Source organism: Microcystis sp. (assembly GCF_048564745.1).
GTDB lineage: Bacteria > Cyanobacteriota > Cyanobacteriia > Cyanobacteriales > Microcystaceae > Microcystis > Microcystis ichthyoblabe_A.
The window spans coordinates 48,101-67,378 of sequence record NZ_JBLZRT010000073.1 but is presented as its reverse complement, the minus strand read 5'-3'; the positions used below and the strand labels follow the sequence as shown (position 1 = coordinate 67,378).

The 19,278-nt window shown below is 45.3% G+C and carries 19 protein-coding genes, 1 tRNA gene and 1 pseudogene; 15 read left to right on the top strand and 6 right to left on the bottom strand.

The genetic code is table 11. The annotated features are described in order from the left end of the window. Nucleotides 1-116: 116 nt before the first annotated feature. Entirely contained in the window at nucleotides 117-1,217 is a 1,101-nt protein-coding gene (gene aroB, locus ACOCD9_RS09710) for a 3-dehydroquinate synthase (RefSeq protein ID WP_419547258.1), read from the top strand. Here aroB and ACOCD9_RS09705 read toward each other — a convergent pair. Further along, nucleotides 1,194-2,330 (bottom strand): geranylgeranyl reductase family protein, encoded by a 1,137-nt coding sequence (locus tag ACOCD9_RS09705; RefSeq protein WP_419547256.1) that lies wholly within the window; start codon nucleotides 2,328-2,330, stop codon nucleotides 1,194-1,196. The two genes, aroB and ACOCD9_RS09705, sit on opposite strands and share 24 nt — an antisense overlap. Before the next feature lie 238 nt (nucleotides 2,331-2,568). On the opposite strand from ACOCD9_RS09705, the gene ACOCD9_RS09700 reads away from it, so the two are divergent. Together ACOCD9_RS09700 and ACOCD9_RS09695 are read left to right on the top strand one after the other, a co-directional pair. After that, complete coding sequence (locus ACOCD9_RS09700; protein ID WP_419547254.1) at nucleotides 2,569-3,753, top strand: AAA family ATPase; 1,185 nt, start codon at nucleotides 2,569-2,571, stop codon at nucleotides 3,751-3,753. Continuing rightward, nucleotides 3,753-4,103 (top strand): annotated as a pseudogene (locus ACOCD9_RS09695) (DUF4276 family protein); the annotation flags it as partial. The gene ACOCD9_RS09700 and the pseudogene ACOCD9_RS09695, both read left to right, overlap by 1 nt. Before the next feature lie 711 nt (nucleotides 4,104-4,814). Here ACOCD9_RS09695 and ACOCD9_RS09690 read toward each other — a convergent pair. Together ACOCD9_RS09690 and ACOCD9_RS09685 are read right to left on the bottom strand one after the other, a co-directional pair. After that, on the bottom strand, nucleotides 4,815-5,207 hold the full coding sequence (locus ACOCD9_RS09690) for a DUF4278 domain-containing protein (protein WP_287701899.1): 393 nt from the start codon (nucleotides 5,205-5,207) through the stop codon (nucleotides 4,815-4,817). Nucleotides 5,208-5,361: 154 nt separating this feature from the next. Further along, nucleotides 5,362-5,760 (bottom strand): FHA domain-containing protein, encoded by a 399-nt coding sequence (locus ACOCD9_RS09685; protein ID WP_287701901.1) that lies wholly within the window; start codon nucleotides 5,758-5,760, stop codon nucleotides 5,362-5,364. 295 nt (nucleotides 5,761-6,055) lie between these two features. Between ACOCD9_RS09685 and ACOCD9_RS09680 the strand changes: the two genes are divergently transcribed. Together ACOCD9_RS09680 and ACOCD9_RS09675 are read left to right on the top strand one after the other, a co-directional pair. Beyond that, nucleotides 6,056-6,229 (top strand): hypothetical protein, encoded by a 174-nt coding sequence (locus ACOCD9_RS09680; protein WP_199309408.1) that lies wholly within the window; start codon nucleotides 6,056-6,058, stop codon nucleotides 6,227-6,229. 21 nt (nucleotides 6,230-6,250) lie between these two features. Then, entirely contained in the window at nucleotides 6,251-7,300 is a 1,050-nt protein-coding gene (locus tag ACOCD9_RS09675; protein WP_419547252.1) for an AI-2E family transporter, read from the top strand. 1 nt (nucleotide 7,301) lies between these two features. On the opposite strand, the gene ACOCD9_RS09670 is transcribed toward ACOCD9_RS09675, so the two are convergent. After that, nucleotides 7,302-7,374 (bottom strand) — tRNA-Gln (locus ACOCD9_RS09670). A gap of 126 nt (nucleotides 7,375-7,500) precedes the next feature. Here ACOCD9_RS09670 and ACOCD9_RS09665 point away from each other — a divergent pair. Further along, nucleotides 7,501-7,686, top strand: a complete 186-nt coding sequence (locus ACOCD9_RS09665) for a hypothetical protein (RefSeq protein WP_419547251.1) — start codon at nucleotides 7,501-7,503, stop codon at nucleotides 7,684-7,686. Here the strand turns inward: ACOCD9_RS09665 and ctpC are convergent. Continuing rightward, nucleotides 7,676-8,968, bottom strand: a complete 1,293-nt coding sequence (ctpC, locus tag ACOCD9_RS09660; protein WP_287704241.1) for a carboxyl-terminal processing protease CtpC — start codon at nucleotides 8,966-8,968, stop codon at nucleotides 7,676-7,678. The two genes, ACOCD9_RS09665 and ctpC, sit on opposite strands and share 11 nt — an antisense overlap. Nucleotides 8,969-9,213: 245 nt before the next feature. On the opposite strand from ctpC, the gene ACOCD9_RS09655 reads away from it, so the two are divergent. The 4 genes from ACOCD9_RS09655 (at nucleotide 9,214) to ACOCD9_RS09640 (ending at nucleotide 12,775) form a co-directional block, all read left to right on the top strand. Beyond that, a complete protein-coding gene (locus ACOCD9_RS09655; RefSeq protein ID WP_287704243.1) occupies nucleotides 9,214-10,035 on the top strand; it encodes a cell division protein FtsQ/DivIB in 822 nt (273 codons plus the stop codon). Nucleotides 10,036-10,227: 192 nt separating this feature from the next. Next, nucleotides 10,228-11,475, top strand: coding sequence for a cell division protein FtsZ (gene ftsZ / locus ACOCD9_RS09650; protein WP_287704245.1), 1,248 nt, complete (start codon nucleotides 10,228-10,230; stop codon nucleotides 11,473-11,475). Nucleotides 11,476-11,481: 6 nt separating this feature from the next. Then, nucleotides 11,482-12,282 (top strand): bifunctional hydroxymethylpyrimidine kinase/phosphomethylpyrimidine kinase, encoded by an 801-nt coding sequence (gene thiD, locus ACOCD9_RS09645; protein ID WP_287704247.1) that lies wholly within the window; start codon nucleotides 11,482-11,484, stop codon nucleotides 12,280-12,282. Between the two features lie 7 nt (nucleotides 12,283-12,289). Further along, complete coding sequence (locus tag ACOCD9_RS09640; RefSeq protein ID WP_287704249.1) at nucleotides 12,290-12,775, top strand: bZIP transcription factor; 486 nt, start codon at nucleotides 12,290-12,292, stop codon at nucleotides 12,773-12,775. 337 nt (nucleotides 12,776-13,112) lie between these two features. Here ACOCD9_RS09640 and ACOCD9_RS09635 read toward each other — a convergent pair whose 3' ends face one another. Then, nucleotides 13,113-14,624 (bottom strand): ABC transporter permease subunit, encoded by a 1,512-nt coding sequence (locus ACOCD9_RS09635; RefSeq protein WP_287704251.1) that lies wholly within the window; start codon nucleotides 14,622-14,624, stop codon nucleotides 13,113-13,115. 198 nt (nucleotides 14,625-14,822) lie between these two features. Here ACOCD9_RS09635 and ACOCD9_RS09630 point away from each other — a divergent pair, with 198 nt between their 5' ends. The 5 genes from ACOCD9_RS09630 to ACOCD9_RS09610 all read left to right on the top strand — a co-directional run bounded on the left by ACOCD9_RS09630 (nucleotide 14,823) and on the right by ACOCD9_RS09610 (nucleotide 19,068). Then, complete coding sequence (locus ACOCD9_RS09630) at nucleotides 14,823-15,578, top strand: amino acid ABC transporter ATP-binding protein (RefSeq protein WP_419547248.1); 756 nt, start codon at nucleotides 14,823-14,825, stop codon at nucleotides 15,576-15,578. A 302-nt stretch (nucleotides 15,579-15,880) separates the two neighbouring features. Continuing rightward, entirely contained in the window at nucleotides 15,881-16,231 is a 351-nt protein-coding gene (locus ACOCD9_RS09625; protein WP_287704255.1) for a hypothetical protein, read from the top strand. Nucleotides 16,232-16,310: 79 nt separating this feature from the next. Beyond that, nucleotides 16,311-17,822: an AAA family ATPase gene (locus tag ACOCD9_RS09620; protein WP_194017365.1), complete on the top strand. Its 1,512-nt coding sequence runs from the start codon at nucleotides 16,311-16,313 to the stop codon at nucleotides 17,820-17,822. 135 nt (nucleotides 17,823-17,957) lie between these two features. Then, nucleotides 17,958-18,311 (top strand): DUF1257 domain-containing protein, encoded by a 354-nt coding sequence (locus ACOCD9_RS09615; RefSeq protein ID WP_287704259.1) that lies wholly within the window; start codon nucleotides 17,958-17,960, stop codon nucleotides 18,309-18,311. A 100-nt stretch (nucleotides 18,312-18,411) separates the two neighbouring features. Continuing rightward, nucleotides 18,412-19,068, top strand: coding sequence for a class I SAM-dependent methyltransferase (locus ACOCD9_RS09610; RefSeq protein ID WP_419547246.1), 657 nt, complete (start codon nucleotides 18,412-18,414; stop codon nucleotides 19,066-19,068). The last annotated feature ends 210 nt before the right edge of the window (nucleotides 19,069-19,278 follow it).

Here is a 19,278-nt window from a genome sequence, read left to right as displayed (position 1 = left end):
CAGTTATCAGATTTAAGTTTTCAGTGAGCAGTATGTATTAAGTGAGCAGCATTAAATGGCAGTTTCCCACTGTCTTTTCACTGTTTACTGATCACTGAAACATCACCCCACACCCTATGGCTATTTGTATTCCCGTTAATTTACCTGATCGCTCCTATAATATTCTGATCGACAAGGGCAGTTTAGCTAATCTCGGTGCAGAAATGAGCCAGTTAAACTTAGGTAAAAAGGTTTTATTGGTTTCTAATCCCGAAATTTTTGAGTATTACGGACATACAGCCGTTAATTCTCTAGAAAAAGCGGGATTTGTCGTTTTTACTCATCTGATCCCCGCCGGCGAAAATTATAAAACCCTCGATTCGATCGCCCAAGTTTATGATACGGCCCTCGTTCACCGGTTGGAACGTTCCTCGACTATGGTTGCCCTCGGTGGTGGTGTAATCGGGGATATGACGGGATTTGCAGCAGCCACATGGTTACGGGGCGTTAATTTTGTCCAGGTTCCCACCACCCTGTTAGCCATGGTAGATGCTTCCATCGGGGGTAAAACCGGTGTTAATCATCCCCAGGGCAAAAATCTGATCGGGGCGTTTTATCAACCGAAATTAGTTCTGATCGATCCTAGCGTGCTTAAAACCCTACCCGTGCGAGAATTTCGGGCTGGAATGGCAGAAGTGATTAAATACGGTGTAATTTGGGATGCTGAGTTATTTCAACAGTTAGAAGACTCGGACAATTTAGCTAGTTTTTCTCAGATCGATGGCGAGCTATTGCAAACAATTATTACAAAGTCTTGCCAAGCTAAAGCAGATGTGGTAGGCAAAGACGAAAAAGAAGCGGGTTTGCGGGCGATCTTAAACTATGGTCACACGATCGCCCACGGCATTGAAAGTCTAACGGGATATACTAGCGTTAACCACGGGGAAGCGGTGGCCATGGGGATGGTGGCGGCAGGAGCGATCGCTGTTAAACTGGGAATGTGGACCGCCGGGGAAAATCAACGTCAAACCGATCTAATCGAAAAAGCCGCCTTAGAAACCCGTATTCCGCCTTTAAATGCCGATGAGATGGTAAATGCTCTCACTGCCGATAAAAAGGTTAAAGATGGCCAAGTTAGATTTATTTTACCAACGGCGATCGGCCAAGTCACCATTAGCGATCGAGTCACCCCCACCCTGGTGCGCGAGGTGTTATCACCAACCGAATCCAGGCAGTAAAAGCTTTTTCAATTGTTGCATCGCTTGTTGCGTAACATCCCGGTATTTTAAATCTCCCACGAGAATACGTCCCATCAGTTGACCGGCGATCGGCCGTTTAACGGCGACATTGTAGGCGATTTGGGTAAATTGATAGAATAAACTGGCTAATTTGGCCGCTAAAGCCATATCTTCCCCCCATTCTTCCCGAATTATCCGACTATAGCCCGCTAAAGCCTGATTATCCCCGGCTAAAGCTCGCTCGATCGCCTCGGCTGCCTTAACTCCCGTCAAAATTGCCGGACGGATACCCTCACCGATGAGCGGATCGAGAATCCCCGCCGCTTCTCCTGCAATTAGGGCATTTTGGGCGTGTAGCGGTTGATTTCCGTTCCAAAGGGCTAAAGAATACTCACTATAGCGATAATCCTCTAAATTCCAGCCCTTTTGACGGGCATAATTTAACAGTTGTTTTTTTAGCTCCTCGGATTTGATGCTGCCCTTAAAACAACCACCGCTAATTGTGTAACCATTAGACTTGGGAAAAGCCCAGATATAACCATTTTTTAGGGAACCAAAATCAAAAAAAGCTTTTTTGGGGGGAATAGTCGCTTCTGCGTTAGTAATTTCCAGAGTAGCCCCGATCGCTTGGTTTTTCGCCGGTAATCCCAACCAGCGACTGGTATTGCCCCTAACACCATCGGCAGCAATCAGATATTTGCCTGAAAATGTTCCTTGAGATGTGGTAACTTGCCAGTGATCTTGGACAAATTTGATCTGGGTAACTTCGCTGTTATCTTGGATAGTTGCCCCGACTGCGATCGCCTGTTGACCTAAAAAATCATCGAAACGATCCCTTTGTACCATCCACATCGGTTCTAGCATATTTAACTTAGTGGTGGCGGCATCCCCCTGTTTCCAAGTAAACTGTACTTGCGTGACGGTATTCTCGATCACGGGGGTAAAATCAAAATCAAACCATTGCTTAATTGCCGGGGATACTCCCCCACCACAGGGTTTATAACGGGGTAATTTCGCTTTATCGAGGATCAGGATCGATCGTCCCTTTTTAGCTAGATGATAACCCGCCGTCGCTCCTGCTGGTCCCGCACCGATGATAATACAGTCAAACATTTGTACTAATTCAAGTCGTTGAACAAATTTATAGACAATTTACGCTATTTTGGGCAACTTGTGTTGAGTCTGGTTTCTTGTCCCTTCATCAGGCGGTTGAGCTTGCCTCTCTAGTTTCTAACTGATTTATACCCCAATTTCCCAGAGAGTCTAATCTCTGGCTTTTTTGGCTAATTGATCAGTTATCTTCACCTAATCAATCGTATAATCAAAAAAACTATAACTGCTCGATTATGTCATGAAAATTGTTTCTATTAAAATAAAAAACTATCGTATGTTTAAAAATATACACATAAGAGATATTCCCCCTTTTTGTGTGATTATTGGAGCTAACGGCACGGGAAAATCTACTCTATTTGATATTTTTGGTTTTCTGCGAGATGCCCTCAAAAATAACATTCGCCAAGCTTTACAAATTCGCGGCGGTTATAGAGAAATTATCACTAGAGGTCAAGAACAGGAAGATATTGAAATCGAGCTGCAATTTCCCATGAAAATCTTAGATACAGAACGTCTGGTTACTTATATACTTATAATTGGACAAAACAAAAATCGCCCTGTTATCAAACGCGAAATACTTCGCTATAAACGGGGTGAACACGGTAAACCTTTTCATTTTTTAGATTTTCAACTTGGTCAAGGATATGCTATCACCAACGAAGAAGATTTTAGTAAACCGGATAAAGAACTCGATCGAGAAGAACAACAGCTAGAATCTAACGATATACTAGCAATCAAAGGATTAGGACAATTTCAACGTTTTAAAGCCGCTACAGCCTTTCGTTCTCTGATTGAAAATTGGCACGTTTCTGACTTTCATATTAGCGAAGCTAGAGGAAGTAAAGAACTATCTTATGCTGAACACTTATCCCCTACTGGCGACAATATAGCTACAGTTGCTCAATATATTTATCAACAATATCCCACAATTTTTCAGCAAATTCTCGAAAAAATGAAACAAAGAGTTCCGGGTATTTCCTCTGTGGAAGCCAAAGAAACCGAAGACGGTCGCTTGATTTTATGTTTTCAAGATCAGGCCTTTAAAGACCCTTTTATTGATCGCTATGTTTCTGACGGGACTATGAAAATGTTCGCCTATTTAATATTACTATTCGATCCCAATCCTCATCCCCTACTCTGTGTCGAAGAACCAGAAAACCAACTTTATCCTACTTTATTAAAAGAACTAGCCGAAGAATTCGCCCACTATAGCGATCAGGGGGGTCAGGTATTTGTTTCTAGCCACTCCCCCGATTTTATCAACGCGGTTCCACTAGCTAGTATTTTCTGGCTAATTAAATCCCAAGGTATCACCCAAATCCATAGGGCTGCCGATAACGAAATCCTCAAAAACTTAGTAGCGGAAGGCGATTTACCCGGCTATCTTTGGAATCAAGGCTGGTTTAAAGGAGTAGAACCATAATGAACTATGATATCGTATTTTTGCTAGAAGAGTCATCTATAAAAAATGTGTTAGAAGAACTTTTGCCTAAACTTATTCCCCCAGAAATTAGCTATATATGTATTAGTCATCAAGGTAAACAAGACCTAGCAAAATCTATTCCTATAAAACTCAAAGCTTTCAAGAAATCTAGTCCCAATACCAAATTTATTATTGTCCATGATCAGGATTCCCACGACTGTCAAAAACTCAAAAAAGACCTAGGGGAAATTTGTCAAAATGCCAGTGATGCTCAAGTCTTAATTAGGATTATTTGCCATGAATTAGAATCTTGGTTTCTGGGAGATTTAGCAGCGGTAGCCAAGGCCTATAAGTAGGTAGGCGTTAAAAATTATCAGATCCCCCCCTTATTAAGGGGGGATTAAGGGGGGATCCCCCCGCCTATCGGCACCCCCCTTATCAAGGGGGGCAGGGGGGATCGAACCTAAAATCCATTTTTAATTTAATTATAACCAGCTACTTAATTTAAATAGTCTCGGCCAAAAACAAAATAAAAGTAAATACAGAGAACCAGACCTGCTTAACTCGGCCAAACAAGAATTAAAAAAGCTAGTGAAAGAGTATTATGCAGGAACCCACTCTAAACAGATTGCCCCCCATCTTTCCCTAACTGAAAATAAATCGCGTAGTTTTCAAACTTTTATACAAGGTATCAAAAATGTTGTGGAAATGATACAACGCCCCAATCCGAACCCGAACTAAAATAGACCTCGACCTAATATAATTAAAAGCTTGTAAACTCCTAACTAGAGTTGGCTGAAAAAATCTAATACCATTTCTCTAAATTAAAACTACACATCGAATTTAAGTCACCCTTTTTAAGGGGGATTTAGGGGGATTAAACTTCTGTAGTCAGACTTTGGAGAATTGGTATAAAAATCTTGTTGGATAATATCTTTAGGCTTTTTTAAAATCAAAAAGTGCCGGCCCTGGGAGTGAGCGGGGGGAAGATTTAGGCATTTTTGCGCCCAAAAATATTCCCCCCGGCAGAACCGAGGGGAAAGTGGAGAAAAACCGCTAATCTAGCAGTTTAAGGCTAAGTCTTGGGATTCTTTTTTCAAGAGATTAACGAGGGTTTCGTCACCATTCTCTTGAGCGATTTGTAAACGACGTTCCAGACGACGACGAATATTGTTCAGATGGACGCTAGAAAGGGTTTCCTCTTGGACGACAATAGGGGGTTTGACAACCGGCAACGGACAAGTGTTCGGGGTGACTTGTCCAGCAAGATGAGGACGGGTGCTGTAGGCAACTCCACGATACTGACGATGCAGTTTCGGTTCTAATTGGAGCATATGGCGAGGATAATGGTGATTCCAGTCTTGACCTCGGTATTTACCCCCGATATCTCCGGTCTTCATCTCCAAGGGGAGAGAATCCCTTTCGTACTTAACTCCTCGATAGGCTAACATCATATCACTGACTCCCTGCAATGCTTTAAAGTGACTTTAATCCCCCTTGTCGTCCCTATTTAGGGACAGCAAGCTAGAAGATTTTATTTCTTATTCTGTATCTATTTTTACATTTTGTTAGGGAAATTGAAAAAACTTTATAAAAATTTAATATTTTCTAGCTGGCGATAGTATCCTTTTCTGGCTGAGTTTGGTTGCCCACCAAAGGAGCCTCTAGGGATTTGAGGATTAATTTTGGTTGCTCGTCCTCATCAATGAGACGAATTTGAATTTGCGGGCCGGAGGCGGCTAAACGAACCACCATACCATCAACGACGGCGGTTTTCTCGATCGGTTTGCCATTGAGAAACGTCCCATTTGCCCCTAAATTTTCCAATTCCCAATCATTGCGATCATTACGGTGGATTTCTAAGTGCCGCCTCGAAACCACAGCACTATAGAGAACTACATGATTATCCAGCGCCCTGCCGATGAGAATGGTTGATTGATCATTGTCAAATTGCCAATGTTGTAGAGGCGTGGCTTGACTGGGGTGTAAAAGAGTTAATGTGATCACGGTGACTGTTGGCGGCACGATAGAGGAGGTGGACAGGGTAAATCTTATCTGCTGTCAAGATTGATCCTTGCTATTAAGTCTTAAATCCTAGCAATGAATATCTCTAGTTAATTGACTGAGCCTTTTCTTTCCATTGTCTCATACTTTCCTCTTCCCTCGGAACCGACCTCCCCCAGAAAATCTAGCCCCTTCGCCCTAGTATTAATAAAACTGATGGGGGATGATTTCCACATTTTGACCAATTTTTAACCTCTTCAGGGATAAGATAGTGCTGGTGTCCCCTAAACATTGATCTATGAGCGGCTTTATTATCAAAATAATCTTGATATCGGCTTTAATTTCCCTGGGAATTAAATATCTTGCCCCTTTATTATCGATCGCTCCTGGTCCTCTTAACACTTTAATTCTGGTTTTTACTCCTTTTCTGCTCACGGTTTTTGCCCTCTGGAGACGGACAATAACTGATTAGGAATTTTTCTCCTTACTCACCATGACTTTTGGCAGCAGCCTCGGTTTAGTCCTGTTAGTCTTTTGTCTGCTGATTCTCTGGCAGATTCGACAGATTCTCTTATTACTATTGATGGCGATTCTTCTGGCGCAGATTTTAAATTTAGCTGTGACTTGGTGGCAGCGTCATCACCTCAAGCGTTCCCACGCCCTAATTATTACCCTTTTTGGCTTCTTTATTGGTATTATCGGTATTTTTGTGGGGATTATACCCGCTTTAGTTCAACAATTTCGCCAATTATTTAGTTTACTGCCCCAAGCTATAGAAAGACTCTGGGGACAAGTGCATCGTCTTGAGGATTATCTCGATCCTAGTTTGGCCAGTGTCTTTCCAGACTTTAAAACCCTGCTGGCTCAATTACAACCCCTGATTAACCAAATTGCTGGCCGGGGTTTGAGCATTTTTTACGGTACTTTCGGCATTATCCTCAGCTTACTGCTAATTATTGCCCTGAGCTTGATGATTCTCGCCGATCCTGCCGCTTACCACCGTTGTTTTCTGCGTTTATTTCCCGCTTTCTACCGTTCTCGGGTACGATCGATCCTAGAACAGTGCGATCGAGATTTAAAAGCTTGGCTAAAAGGGATTTTCTGTCATATGTTGATTATGACCTTGGGCAGTTGCCTAGGTCTATCCCTGATCGGCATTCCCCTCGCTTTTTCCCAATCTATTCTGGCAGGATTTCTCACCTTTATCCCCAACCTCGGACCAGTTTTAAGCACGATTTTACCCTTTTCTATCGCCCTTCTGGAATCTCCTTGGCAACCCTGGGCGGTTTTACTACTCTACGGCAGTATTTATCTGTTAATTCAATATTTCGACCGTCATTCACCGCTGCCCATTTTAACAGTGCAGTCGCTCAAGCTCTTACCCGCTTTTACCCTGTTGGCTCAGTTGTTTTTCGCCTCGATTTTTGGCTTTTTAGGGCTATTTCTAGCGGTTCCCCTGACGCTTATCGGTCGTATTTGGCTAAAGGAAGCTTTGATCAAGGATATTCTCGATCATTGGCGGATTAGGGATAAAAAATACTAAACTGGGGATCTAGGATTCGAACCTAGGAAATGGCGGGACCAAAACCCGCTGCCTTACCGCTTGGCTAATCCCCATTGGACAGACCTTTTTAATATTAGCATTTATCTCCCCGGTTTTGTCAAGAAGTTGATAAAAATTTTTTACTTCGGGATTGAGAGACGCTATAAACAAGGGAATAGAGGGATTAAGGAGAAAAATCTATGGATAATACCGGACAAAACTGGTACATTGTCCAGGAAAATACGGGAATTTGTCAGATTATAGCCCTAGAAAACGGAAAAACCCCAGTCAATGGTCAATACTGGGGTCCTTTTGCCGAGCGGGGAGAAGCGATCGCCCGTCGGGTGGGTTTAATTCGAGCGGGCAAATGTCAACCTATTGTTTAGCGGTATTGGTGGGCGTTTTCTTGCCTTCAGTGATTTCTTTTTCTAGGATTTCAAAAGCCTTCTTGAATTGAGGATCCTGGAAAGTTCCCACCCGATCCCGTTCCTGTTGAAGATTTTTGCGCTCTTCCTCGCTCAGTTCCGACTCCACATCCGGATGAATACCATCTTTATTGATGTCGCGTCCGTCGGGGGTGAGATACTTGGCAATTGTCACCGCTAATCCGGAACCGTCACTGAGACTGCGTACCGATTGCACTAATCCCTTACCAAAGGTTTTCGTACCGACAATAACCGCCCGATCATGATCCTGTAAAGCTCCGGAGAGAATTTCACTGGCACTGGCGGAACCACCATCGACGAGGACAACCAGCGGTTTATTAGTCAAAGCTTGATTGTTGGCCCGTTGACGTTCCGTCACCCCTTTGCGATCGACCGTAGAGACAATTAAACCATCAGGTATCCACATCCGAGCGATTTCGATGCTGGCGTAGAGTAAACCGCCGGGGTTAGAACGCAGATCGAGAATATAACCCTTCACCTCTTCGGTTTCCAATTCGCGAATCGCTTGACTCATATCGCCACTAGCTTGGGCGCTAAATTGATTAAGACGGATATAACCGATTTTACCGATCGGGGTGTTTTCCGTGTGGGCGCGCACCGGGTGAATTTCAATTTTGGCCCGGGTAAGAGTCAATTCTTTCTTCTCCTCACCCCGTTGAATCGTGATCTTAACGCTTGTCCCCACTTTGCCGCGGATCATGCTCACCGCTTGCTCCAGTTCCATACCTTCGGTAGATTTACCATCGATAGCGATAATCACATCTTTAGGCAGCACACCGGCTTTAGAAGCGGGAGTGTCTTCAATGGGTGAAACCACGACTAACTGCTTAGTTTTCTCATCTTTGGTCAGTTGAATCCCTACCCCGGTCAATTCTCCCGATGTATCGATCTTCATATTGTTAAACTCTTTGGGATCCATAAAACGGGTATAGGGATCATTGAGAGTTTTTAACATCTCGCGGATAGCGGTGTATGCTTCCTCTTGATTTTTGTAGGAACGATTTAAATACTGATTGCGGATGGCGTTCCAGTCCGATTGATTAAAAGTGCCATCTAAATAAGTGCGGTTGATGATCTGCCAAACCTCATCAACGGTTTCCTTGGGACTTTCCTGAAAAAAAGCTTGACTTTGGGAGAGACGGAATCCCGCCCCCGTGACGGCGACGGTAGACAGGACCACTGCTGTAGCACCGAGAACAAGTCCGCGTTTGTTGATAACCATAGGTAATTTTCGGATAAATTAGGCTGTTCTTGCCGAAATGCTCTTTCTGGCTGACCGTCGAAATATCTTGGCAAAAAGGAGCGTTTAGGTTTACTGGAGACAGACAAAAGAACGCCTGTAGACTACTACTGTTATAACATTGATTATCTCTTTCTTTGTCAAACTGGTTATTTGAGTAGCGATCAAGTTGCCAGCAGCCCACTTCGCGACCTAAGATAACAGCAAAACTGTCCCGGATTTCCCCTATGAGCGATCAAATCCTTTCTTCCCTCTCCCTGGAACAAAAACGACAAAACCTGCGCCACCAAAGGCGATCGAAGGTGTGGCAAGCCTTGGGTCGCTTTCTGGTGGTTAGTGGTTTAGCGACGGGATTAGCTTGGGGGATGACTTCACCCTATTGGACAATTACCAAGGCCGGACAGGTGGAAATCGCAGGCACGGAATTAATGTCGTCCGAGTCGATTCGTGCTTGGCTAAAATTAAGCTATCCTCTGTCTCTCTGGGAATTACCCACCCATCAATTGCGAGAAAAATTAGCGGCTATTCCCGCTATTGCCGATGTTAAGATCGAGCGGCAATTATTACCCCCGAAAGTGATTGTTTCTATTCAAGAAAGAAAACCTGTTGCCCGTTGGCGTTCCCATCAACAGCAAGGCTTTTTAGATGCCTCGGGAACGATAATTCCTCAAAACTATTATGGTCGAACTCTACCCAAAACCCAATTACCCAGCCTAGAAGTGCTTGGTTACGACCGACAATATCAACAACAGTGGCAAAAAATTTATCCCTTAATTGACAACTTATCCATTAAAGTTACCGCCATCGATTGGCGCAATCCTAGTAATCTTGTACTAAAAACCGAACTGGGGCAGGTCTATTTAGGTTTTTATAAAGATAGATTGCCGGAAAAATTAACCGCTCTCGTACAATCACGGCAATTGTCATCCAAGATACCTCTAGCGCGAATTATCTACATTGACCTGAGCAATCCCGATGCTCCCACTGTACAATTAAAACCGCAGCCAGCCCCTATGGTTGCCAAAGTAGCGGCAACTGGTAGGGATTAACTGGAATTGATCAGCAAAAAAACGCAATTATTCCCTTTAGGTATTGGCAAAAAAACCAAATTATGATTTTATGAACAAGAAACTGATACTGTAGATACTGGAACCGACATAATATTAGTGATAGTGTTAACAGTGCATCTCTGATTCATCAAACCAATAACAGAATCTTGTACTAATAGTGTTCCAATTCCAATGACATCGATTAATGAAATCGTTCCCACCTATCCCAATCTGAACAGTAACGATTATGCAAGTTCAGCTATGAGCGAAGATAATCATTACTCTCAGAATAATGCTGGAGTATTATTTACTCGTCCCCATGAATCACAGATGACACCCCGAGAAGAAAGTCGTAGTAATCGCATCGTGCCGAGCAATGTCGCCAAGATCAAGGTGATCGGGGTCGGCGGTGGGGGCTGTAACGCCGTTAACCGCATGATCGCCAGCGGCGTGACCGGAATCGAATTTTGGGCAATTAACACCGACGCCCAGGCCCTGGCCCACTCCTCCGCCCCCCAAAGGTTACAAATCGGGACAAAATTAACCCGCGGCCTAGGGGCGGGCGGCAATCCGGCCATCGGACAGAAAGCGGCGGAAGAATCCCGGGATGAAATCGCCCAAGCATTGGAAGGAACCGATCTAGTCTTTATTACCGCCGGCATGGGCGGCGGCACGGGAACGGGGGCTGCTCCAATTGTGGCCGAAATTGCCAAAGAAATCGGCTGTTTGACCGTGGGAGTTGTGACTCGTCCCTTTACCTTCGAGGGTCGTCGTCGCACTAATCAGGCCGATGAAGGGGTGGGCGGTTTACAAAGTCGGGTCGATACCCTGATTATTATCCCCAATAACCAGTTATTACAGGTAATACCCGCCGAAACTCCCCTACAGGAGGCTTTTCGCGTCGCTGATGATGTGCTGCGGCAAGGGGTACAGGGTATCTCGGATATTATCACTATCCCCGGTCTGGTGAATGTGGATTTCGCCGATGTGCGGGCAGTGATGGCCGATGCGGGTTCAGCCCTAATGGGCATCGGCATCGGTTCTGGAAAATCTCGGGCTAAGGAAGGAGCGATCGCGGCTATATCCTCGCCGTTACTGGAATCCTCGATCGAAGGGGCGAAAGGTGTAGTCTTTAACATCACTGGTGGTCAAGATCTAACCCTACATGAAGTCAATGCCGCCGCCGAAATTATCTATGAAGTAGTTGATCCCAACGCTAATATCATCTTTGGGGCAGTAATTGACGAGAAAATGCAGGGAGAAGTCAGAATTACCGTCATTGCCACCGGTTTTTCTGGCGATTCCCCCTCTCGTCCCACCGGTAGTAAGGTGGTGATCAATACCCCCGCACCCAGTCCGGCCCCGACTCCCGAACCAGCAAAACCCGCAGGATTAGATATCCCCGAATTCTTGCAACGTCGTCGTCCTTTTGATCGCTAACCTCCTATGACTGCCATTGCCCTCACCATCGCCGGTTCCGATAGTGGTGGCGGCGCGGGAATTCAAGCTGATTTGAAAACCTTCGCCTTCCACCGAGTTCACGGGACCTGCGCCCTTACCTGCGTTACCGCCCAAAATACCCTGGGGGTCGAGCGCGTCGAGTCCTTAAGTCCAGAAATGGTGACAGCCCAAATCGATGCCGTGGTCGGGGATCTGGGTGTGTCAGCGGTCAAGACGGGAATGCTGTTCAGCAGCGAGATTATCGAAGCAGTGGCCGAGGCGATCGAGCGCTGGCGTTTAATCAGTTTAGTGGTGGATCCGGTTATGGTTTCGCGGGTAGGAGCCAAATTAATTGATGATCGGGCTGTAGATAGTCTTTTTGATAGTTTAATTCCTCTGGCTTCGATTATTACCCCTAATCGTTACGAAGCGCAGCTTTTAAGTGGCATCGAGATCAATGATTTTGAGACGATGAAAGCGGCCGCCGAAATTATTTTCCAGAAGTCGGCCACACCGGTATTAGTGAAAGGGGGAGCCATGAAGGGCCGGCTGCGTGGGGTTGATATCTGCTTTGATGGACAGGAATGGGAAACTTTTCAGACCAGAAGCGTCGAAACCAATAACACTCACGGGACTGGTTGTACTCTATCGGCAGCGATCGCCGCTAACCTCGCTTTGGGGGATGACCTAAAAATAGCGGTGAAAAAAGCCAAGGATTACGTTACTAACGCCCTTGAGCATTCCCTTGCTATCGGTAGCGGAACCGGTCCTGTGGGGCATTTTTACTGCTTAAAAGCCCTAAATTAGTCGATTCATGACCAGTACGCCCCGTATTTCCCACCAAAGACCCCAGAGTTTCACCGGTCGCCCCTCGGTTCCCCTCTCGGTCTATCGAGAATTAGTCAAAGAATTGCAGGCCACCCAAGCACGGGTGGAATCTCTAGAAGCACAAAACCAGCAACTTGTCAAGAGTAATCGGCAATTACGTCAGGAAATCGAGACAGTAGTTGATCAGGGAAGACGATTAGAAAAAGTGGTAAAGAGTTTCGAGAGGAATCCCATCGAGGAACCCTCCTTCGTCATCCCGGTTCGTCCCCGTCTGGTTACACCCCCCTCCCCTTCGCTGCGGATTAAGGAAGAAATCCCAGTCACCCCTCCCATCACCGTTACTGCTTCAAAACAGCCATTTTCTAAAAATAGTTGGTTATTGGTCGGGTCAATTATTATCGTGGTTCTTACCTCTGGTTTAGGGGCTTTTTGGCTTATTTCTGCCTCTAGAAACGCGGGTTCGACCGACTGATTTACGGGTGATCTCACATTTGCAGAAATACCGACAATCAGCAATTATTAGTAACTCTTAAATTATTACGGATATATCAGCAGCTGGCTGTAAGCATCCCACCGAAAAGCTAATGCGCTCCAGGGTTTTGGTAGGGCTGATTCATTCTCCGAATCTAATTCTTTTTTTGCTACCTTTAATCGCTGTAGGTTGATTCATGAATCAACCTACTATAACTGGACTAGGGGAGCAGGGTAGGGCTGATTCATTCTCCGAATCTAATTCTTTTTTTGCTACCTTTAATCGCTTATGAGTTAAGCAAAGCACGAAGTTTAGTATCAGTTCCCATCTCTTGCCCCTAGGCTTTCTGTTCCTGTTTAGATTTATGTAGGGGATCCATATAAATCTCTAAGCGCTTAAATACCACAGAGGAAAGGGTAGTTAAAACCAAATAAACTAAAGCAACAGCGATATAAATCTCGAAAGCTTTATAGGTAGTGGCTACCATTAATTGACCTTGCCGGAATAATTCTTCAAAACCGATTACTGCCGCTAAACTGGTATCTTTAATTAGGGTGATAAATTCATTCCCCAACGGTGGCAACATCCGGCGAAAAGCTTGGGGAAAAATCACCTCGCGCATGGTTTGCACCGGGGACATTCCTAGACTAGAACAAGCTTCCCATTGACCATTATCGATCGATTGAATACCGCCGCGCATAATTTCAGCTAAATAGGCCGCCACATTTAAACTTAGGGCAAATAGGGCCGCTGGTAAACGATCTAAGTCGATATTTAAGCCAATTTCTCGGAACAATCCGGGCAAACCAAAATAGATCAAGAATAATTGCACCAGCATCGGTGTTCCCCGAAAGAAATCCACATAGATGCGGCAAATTGTTTTTAACCATTTGTAGGGAGAAATCAGGGCAATGGCCACTAAAGTTCCGCCGATTAACCCGAAAAGAAAAGACAGAACTGTTAACAGAATTGTCCAGGGAACCCCTTTCACAATAAGGTTATAGAATAATTCTCCCCAGTTAAAACTTGATTCCTGTAAATTATTTAAAGCTGGGGCAACTAAGGGTAATTCTGGCGGTTTTTCTCCAAACCATTGCCTAAAAATAACATCGTACTGACCACTTTCTATGACTCGACCGAGAGCATCATTAATTAACTGGAGATAGGGGGAATTTTTGGGTAAAGCAATCCCGTAGAATTCCTCTGTTAATAATTCTCCGACTACTTTTACTCTCCTTAAACCCGCTTGTTTAATTGCATACAAAGTCACGGGTTTATCGTTAACTACCGCCTCAACTCGACCATTAATTAATTCCTGCAAAGCTAAAGCCGCCGAGTCAAATTGACTAACCACTGCTCCGGGTATTTTTGTCGCTTCTAAGGCTCCTGTTGTGCCAATTTGGACGGCAATTCTTTTGCCTTTTAAGTCTTCAAAATTTCTAATCGTCTTATTATCTTCCCGAACAGCGATCGCTAAACCAGCCCTAAAATAAGGTCGAGAAAAAGAAATCGCTTGGGCCCGTTCGGCGGTGATGGTCATACCACTAATAGCGGCTTCCACTGTTCTCGCTTGTAGGGCCGGAATAATGCCATCAAAGGGTAAATTTCTAAAGTCAATGTTGAGATCGGCTTCCTCCCCAATCGCTCGCATTAAATCGATATCAAATCCGGTTAATTGTCCCCCTTGTTGAAATTCAAAGGGTGGAAAAGTCGCTTCCGTTGCTACTCGAAAAGGATTAGGAGGAGTCTGAGAAAAAGCCGGAATAACACTTAATCCGAGCGCTAAAACTAATCCTAACAAGGCAAAGATAACTCTCTGCACCACCCGCCCTCGCCAAAATTTAATCATTTTTTAATTGTTTCTCCTTGATTTTTTTGCTCAATTAAGTTAGTAATTTCGTCCTACTTCCCACCCAAGACAGATGTAGAGAGACTATTTGAGTATTATGATTATTCCTCTTGATAAAATGTCGTCAAGGATACAATCTGGCAGAAACTAATCTCGATACTTTTATACAGAATGTAAAATTTTTTACGAGAGGACATCATGACCACTACCACCCCTGTGATTGTTAGTGAAGGTTTACGCAAAAGTTACGGCTCTTTAGAGGTACTTAAAGGAGTTACAGGCACTCTTTATCAAGGGGATGTGGTATCGGTAATCGGTCCCTCTGGCTGCGGCAAAAGTACCTTTTTACGCTGTCTCAATCGTTTGGAAACAATTAACGGCGGCCGCTTGGAGGTGATGGGGATTGACATCTCTTCCCCGAAGTTAAATCAATCGGTCCTCCGCAACTTACGCAGCCGGGTAAGTATGGTGTTTCAACACTTTAATCTTTTTCCCCATCTCACCGTTTTACAAAACTTGATGTTGGCCCCCAAGCAAGTGTTACACCACCCGGAAAATGAGGCTAAGGATACGGCAATTCATTATCTGGAAAAGGTGGGTTTGTCCCCAAAAGCCGATGTTTATCCCGACCAATTATCGGGAGGACAAAAACAACGGGTGGCGATCGCTCGCAGTCTCTGCATGAAACCAGAGGTGATTTTATTTGATGAACCCACTTCGGCCCTGGATCCGGAATTAGTCGGGGAAGTGTTAAACGTTATGCGTCAATTGGCCGATGAGGGGATGACTATGGTAGTCGTCACCCACGAAATGCAGTTCGCTAAGGAAGTATCTAACAAGGTTTTGTTCTTTAATCAAGGTGTCATCGAAGAAGCAGGCGATCCCGACACCTTCTTTAATAATCCCCACAGCGAGCGCCTACAAGCCTTTTTAAGTCGCATCAATAGTAATTAGGGTTGGCTGAATTCAGGAGGCAAAAGACAGGAGACAGGAGGCAAAAGGCAAAAGGCAAAAGGCAAAAGGCAAAAGGCAAAAGGCAAAAGGCAAAAGGCAGCTTTATTCTCCCCACACCCCACACCCCACACCCGTTCGGCTGAGCTCACGGCCGAAGCCCACACCCCACACCCCACACCCCACACCCCATCAATTGTAAAGAAATGTTACAATTGTGCCATCATAACAGCTTACCATCTTGACAGGGAGGAAAGACAGTGGTTATAGTAAGGACACATACCCGGGTAAACCAATTTAGTGATATGCAAGACAAGCAAAAAGTCACACTGTACCTTCCCCCTGGAGTCCATCGTCAACTAAAAATCAGAGCCGCAATCGATGAAGAATCGATGTCAGGGCTGGTGGAAAAAGCGATCGCTTTTTACCTGAAATACCCCGAAAAGGTAGAAGAAATCGAAGCCGCCGCCTATGGCAAAACCTATCAGGTTCATGTCTGTCCCGAGTGTGATGCCGCGTTAGTAATGAAAGAAGATCGGCTAAGGTCGATCAAACGCCAGCCCGGAATAGTGGGCGACGAGTTCCCGCTCGAAGTTCCCGAACCCGTTGGCGCTCAAGGAACCACAGAGGGAGAAGCAGCCTTAGTTCCCTGCTAAATTCTCAGTAGTCGAACAAGGCATCTACAGCCATCAGCCGCCCAAGGTCAAAACCGTTATCACAAATAGGGTCGATGTTATGAAAGAAGAGCTAGAAATTCTCGTCAAGGCTCAGTATCCCCTGATTTACCTCGTCACCTCCGAGGAGGAAAGGGCGGAAGAAGCCATCAGCAAAATAGCCCAACTAAATACACAACATCGACGGGTGTTTGTCTGGACTGTCACCCACGGCATGATCGAACTGGGTCAACCGCGCCAAACCAGTCAACATAATACCGTGTCGCCAGAAGCGGCGATCGAATGGGTAGTGCGTCAACGGGAAGCGGGCATCTACATCTTCAAAGACCTGCATCCGTTCATCACTTCTGCGCCGGTCAATCGCTGGTTAAGAGATGCGATCGCCAGCTTTAAAGGAACCGAAAAAATCATTATTCTAATGTCTCCCCTGCAAGAAGTCCCCATAGAACTAGAGAAAGACGTAGTAGTTCTAGATTTTCCCCTGCCGGATATGGGAGAGTTAGATACGGTTCTCTCGCAACATCTAGGCAAAAATCAAAATCGTCGTACCACCACGGAGGTCCGGGAAAAACTCCTGAAAGCGGCCTTGGGCTTAACCAAAGATGAAGCCGAAAAAGTTTACCGGAAAGCCCATGTAAAAGCGAACAAACTCACGGAAGACGAGGTAGAAATCGTCCTTTCTGAGAAAAAACAACTGATTCGCCGCAACGGAATCTTAGAATATATTGAAGAGGACGAGACCATCAATGCCGTCGGCGGTCTGGAAGAATTAAAAAGATGGTTAAAACAGCGCTCAAATGCCTTTACAGAAAGAGCCAGAGGTTACGGACTCCCCCAACCGAAAGGGATGCTAATTTTAGGAGTACCGGGCTGTGGTAAGTCCTTAATCGCTAAAACCACCTCGCGCCTCTGGAGTTTACCGCTCCTGCGCTTAGATATGGGACGGGTTTATGATGGTTCCATGGTGGGACGGTCCGAGGCTAACCTGCGTAATGCCCTAAAAACCGCCGAATCCATCTCTCCGGCCATTCTTTTCATCGATGAATTAGATAAAGCTTTTGCCGGTGGCACAGGATCCGCCGATTCCGATGGGGGAACCTCTAGCCGCATCTTCGGCTCCTTCCTGACTTGGATGCAGGAAAAAACCTCTCCCGTCTTCGTCATGGCCACAGCTAACCGGATTGAACGGCTACCGGGGGAATTTCTCCGCAAGGGGCGCTTCGATGAAATCTTCTTTGTCGATTTGCCCAATTCCGAAGAAAGACAAGATATCTTTAATATTCACCTGACTAAACGACGCTCCGACATTTCTCGCTTCGATTTGGAGCAGTTAGCCAAGGTATCCGATGGGTTTTCCGGTGCGGAAATAGAACAGGCGCTGATTGCCGCCATGTATGAGGCCTTCGCCCAAGATCGCGAATTCACGCAATTAGACATTATTGCGGCGATTAAGGCGACTCTGCCCCTATCTCGCACCATGACCGAACAGGTAACTGCCCTGCGTGATTGGGCCAGACAACGCGCCCGACCTGCTTCGGCCTCCGTCGCTGAGTACCAGCGATTGGAGTTCTAACAGACTTTCGCCCGCTCCCAACGGGATGAAAGGCTAGTTCTCAGGGACTAGCAATGCCTCGAAAAGCCGCTTGGCGGCACTCTTTAACTCTCAATCTGTTGTTGTTAATTCTTAATCTACAAAGAGGAAATTCCAATGTCTCATTTTAGCACTCTCCGGACCAAAATCACCGATGCCGAAATCCTCAAAGCTTCTCTCCGCGACCTCGGTATTAGCGTAAAAACCGAAGCTGATGTTCGTGGTTACAACGGTCAACGGGTTCGCTCCGACATCGTTGCTGTTCTCGATGGCGAATATGATCTCGGTTGGACCCGCAATACCGACGGCAGTTTCGATTTAATCGCTGACCTCTGGGGTGTAGCCAAAAAACACAATCAAACCGAATTGATCAACTCGATCAACCAAAAATACGCTGTGAACAAAACCCTATCCGAAGTGAAACAGCGCGGTCTGCAAAACGCTAACGTTAAGCTAGTCGTTCAAAGCTAAGATTTACAGCGCGTTCCCAAGCCTAGGGGTTGACCAGTTCGGTTAACCCTTTTTTCTGTCTGTGGGGTATGTTAAGAATAGTAAAATTAACTTGACAAAAATGCTCCGACCCGAAGGAAGAACTAAACTCGATCCGACGAAAGACAGCGATTTTTATGCTTTTCCCCGCTTTGTCACCCACGTGGATGAGGGTTTTATCGATCGATTAACCGCTCTCTACCGAGAGATATTATCGCCGAATACGCGCATTTTAGACCTGATGAGCAGCTGGGTGTCCCATTTACCGGAGGAGATGGAATTTGAGCATATCGAAGGTCACGGGATGAATGGGGAGGAGTTAGCCAAAAATCCCCGCTTGCATAGTTATTTTGTCCAGGACCTGAATGCACAGCCAAAATTGCCCCTAGAGGATAGTTCTTTTGATGCGGTGTTAATCACGGTGTCGGTGCAGTATTTGCAGTATCCAGAGGCGATTTTTGCGGAACTGTATCGCATTTTAAAGCCTAATGGTCTGGTGGTGGTCAGTTTTTCCAATCGGATGTTTTACCAAAAAGCGATCGCTGCTTGGCGCGATAATAGCGATTTAGGCCGGGTAGCGTTAGTGAAATCCTATTTTAAATCGGTGGCGGGATTTAGGGAAGTACAGGCGATCGTTCGTCCTGCTACTACCCCCAGTTTCCTGCAAATGTTAGGAATTATGGTTGCTGATCCCTTCTATGCAGTGATAGGAAAAAAAGAATCTTCTCTAGGATTATAATCACCGTTAACAATCAGATGGCTATTCCGATAATATCTGTAATTCGTTGGAATAGCCTATTTGATCTCTCCTGGTTTGTTGTTCACTTGTGTTGGATGTAATTCCTCCGCAAACTGTAAACTAAAAGATTTGTGTAAATATTGCCAGAGGATTTCACGAATATTTGCAAGAATATCTCGATCTACAATATCAACTGATAATGCAAACTGG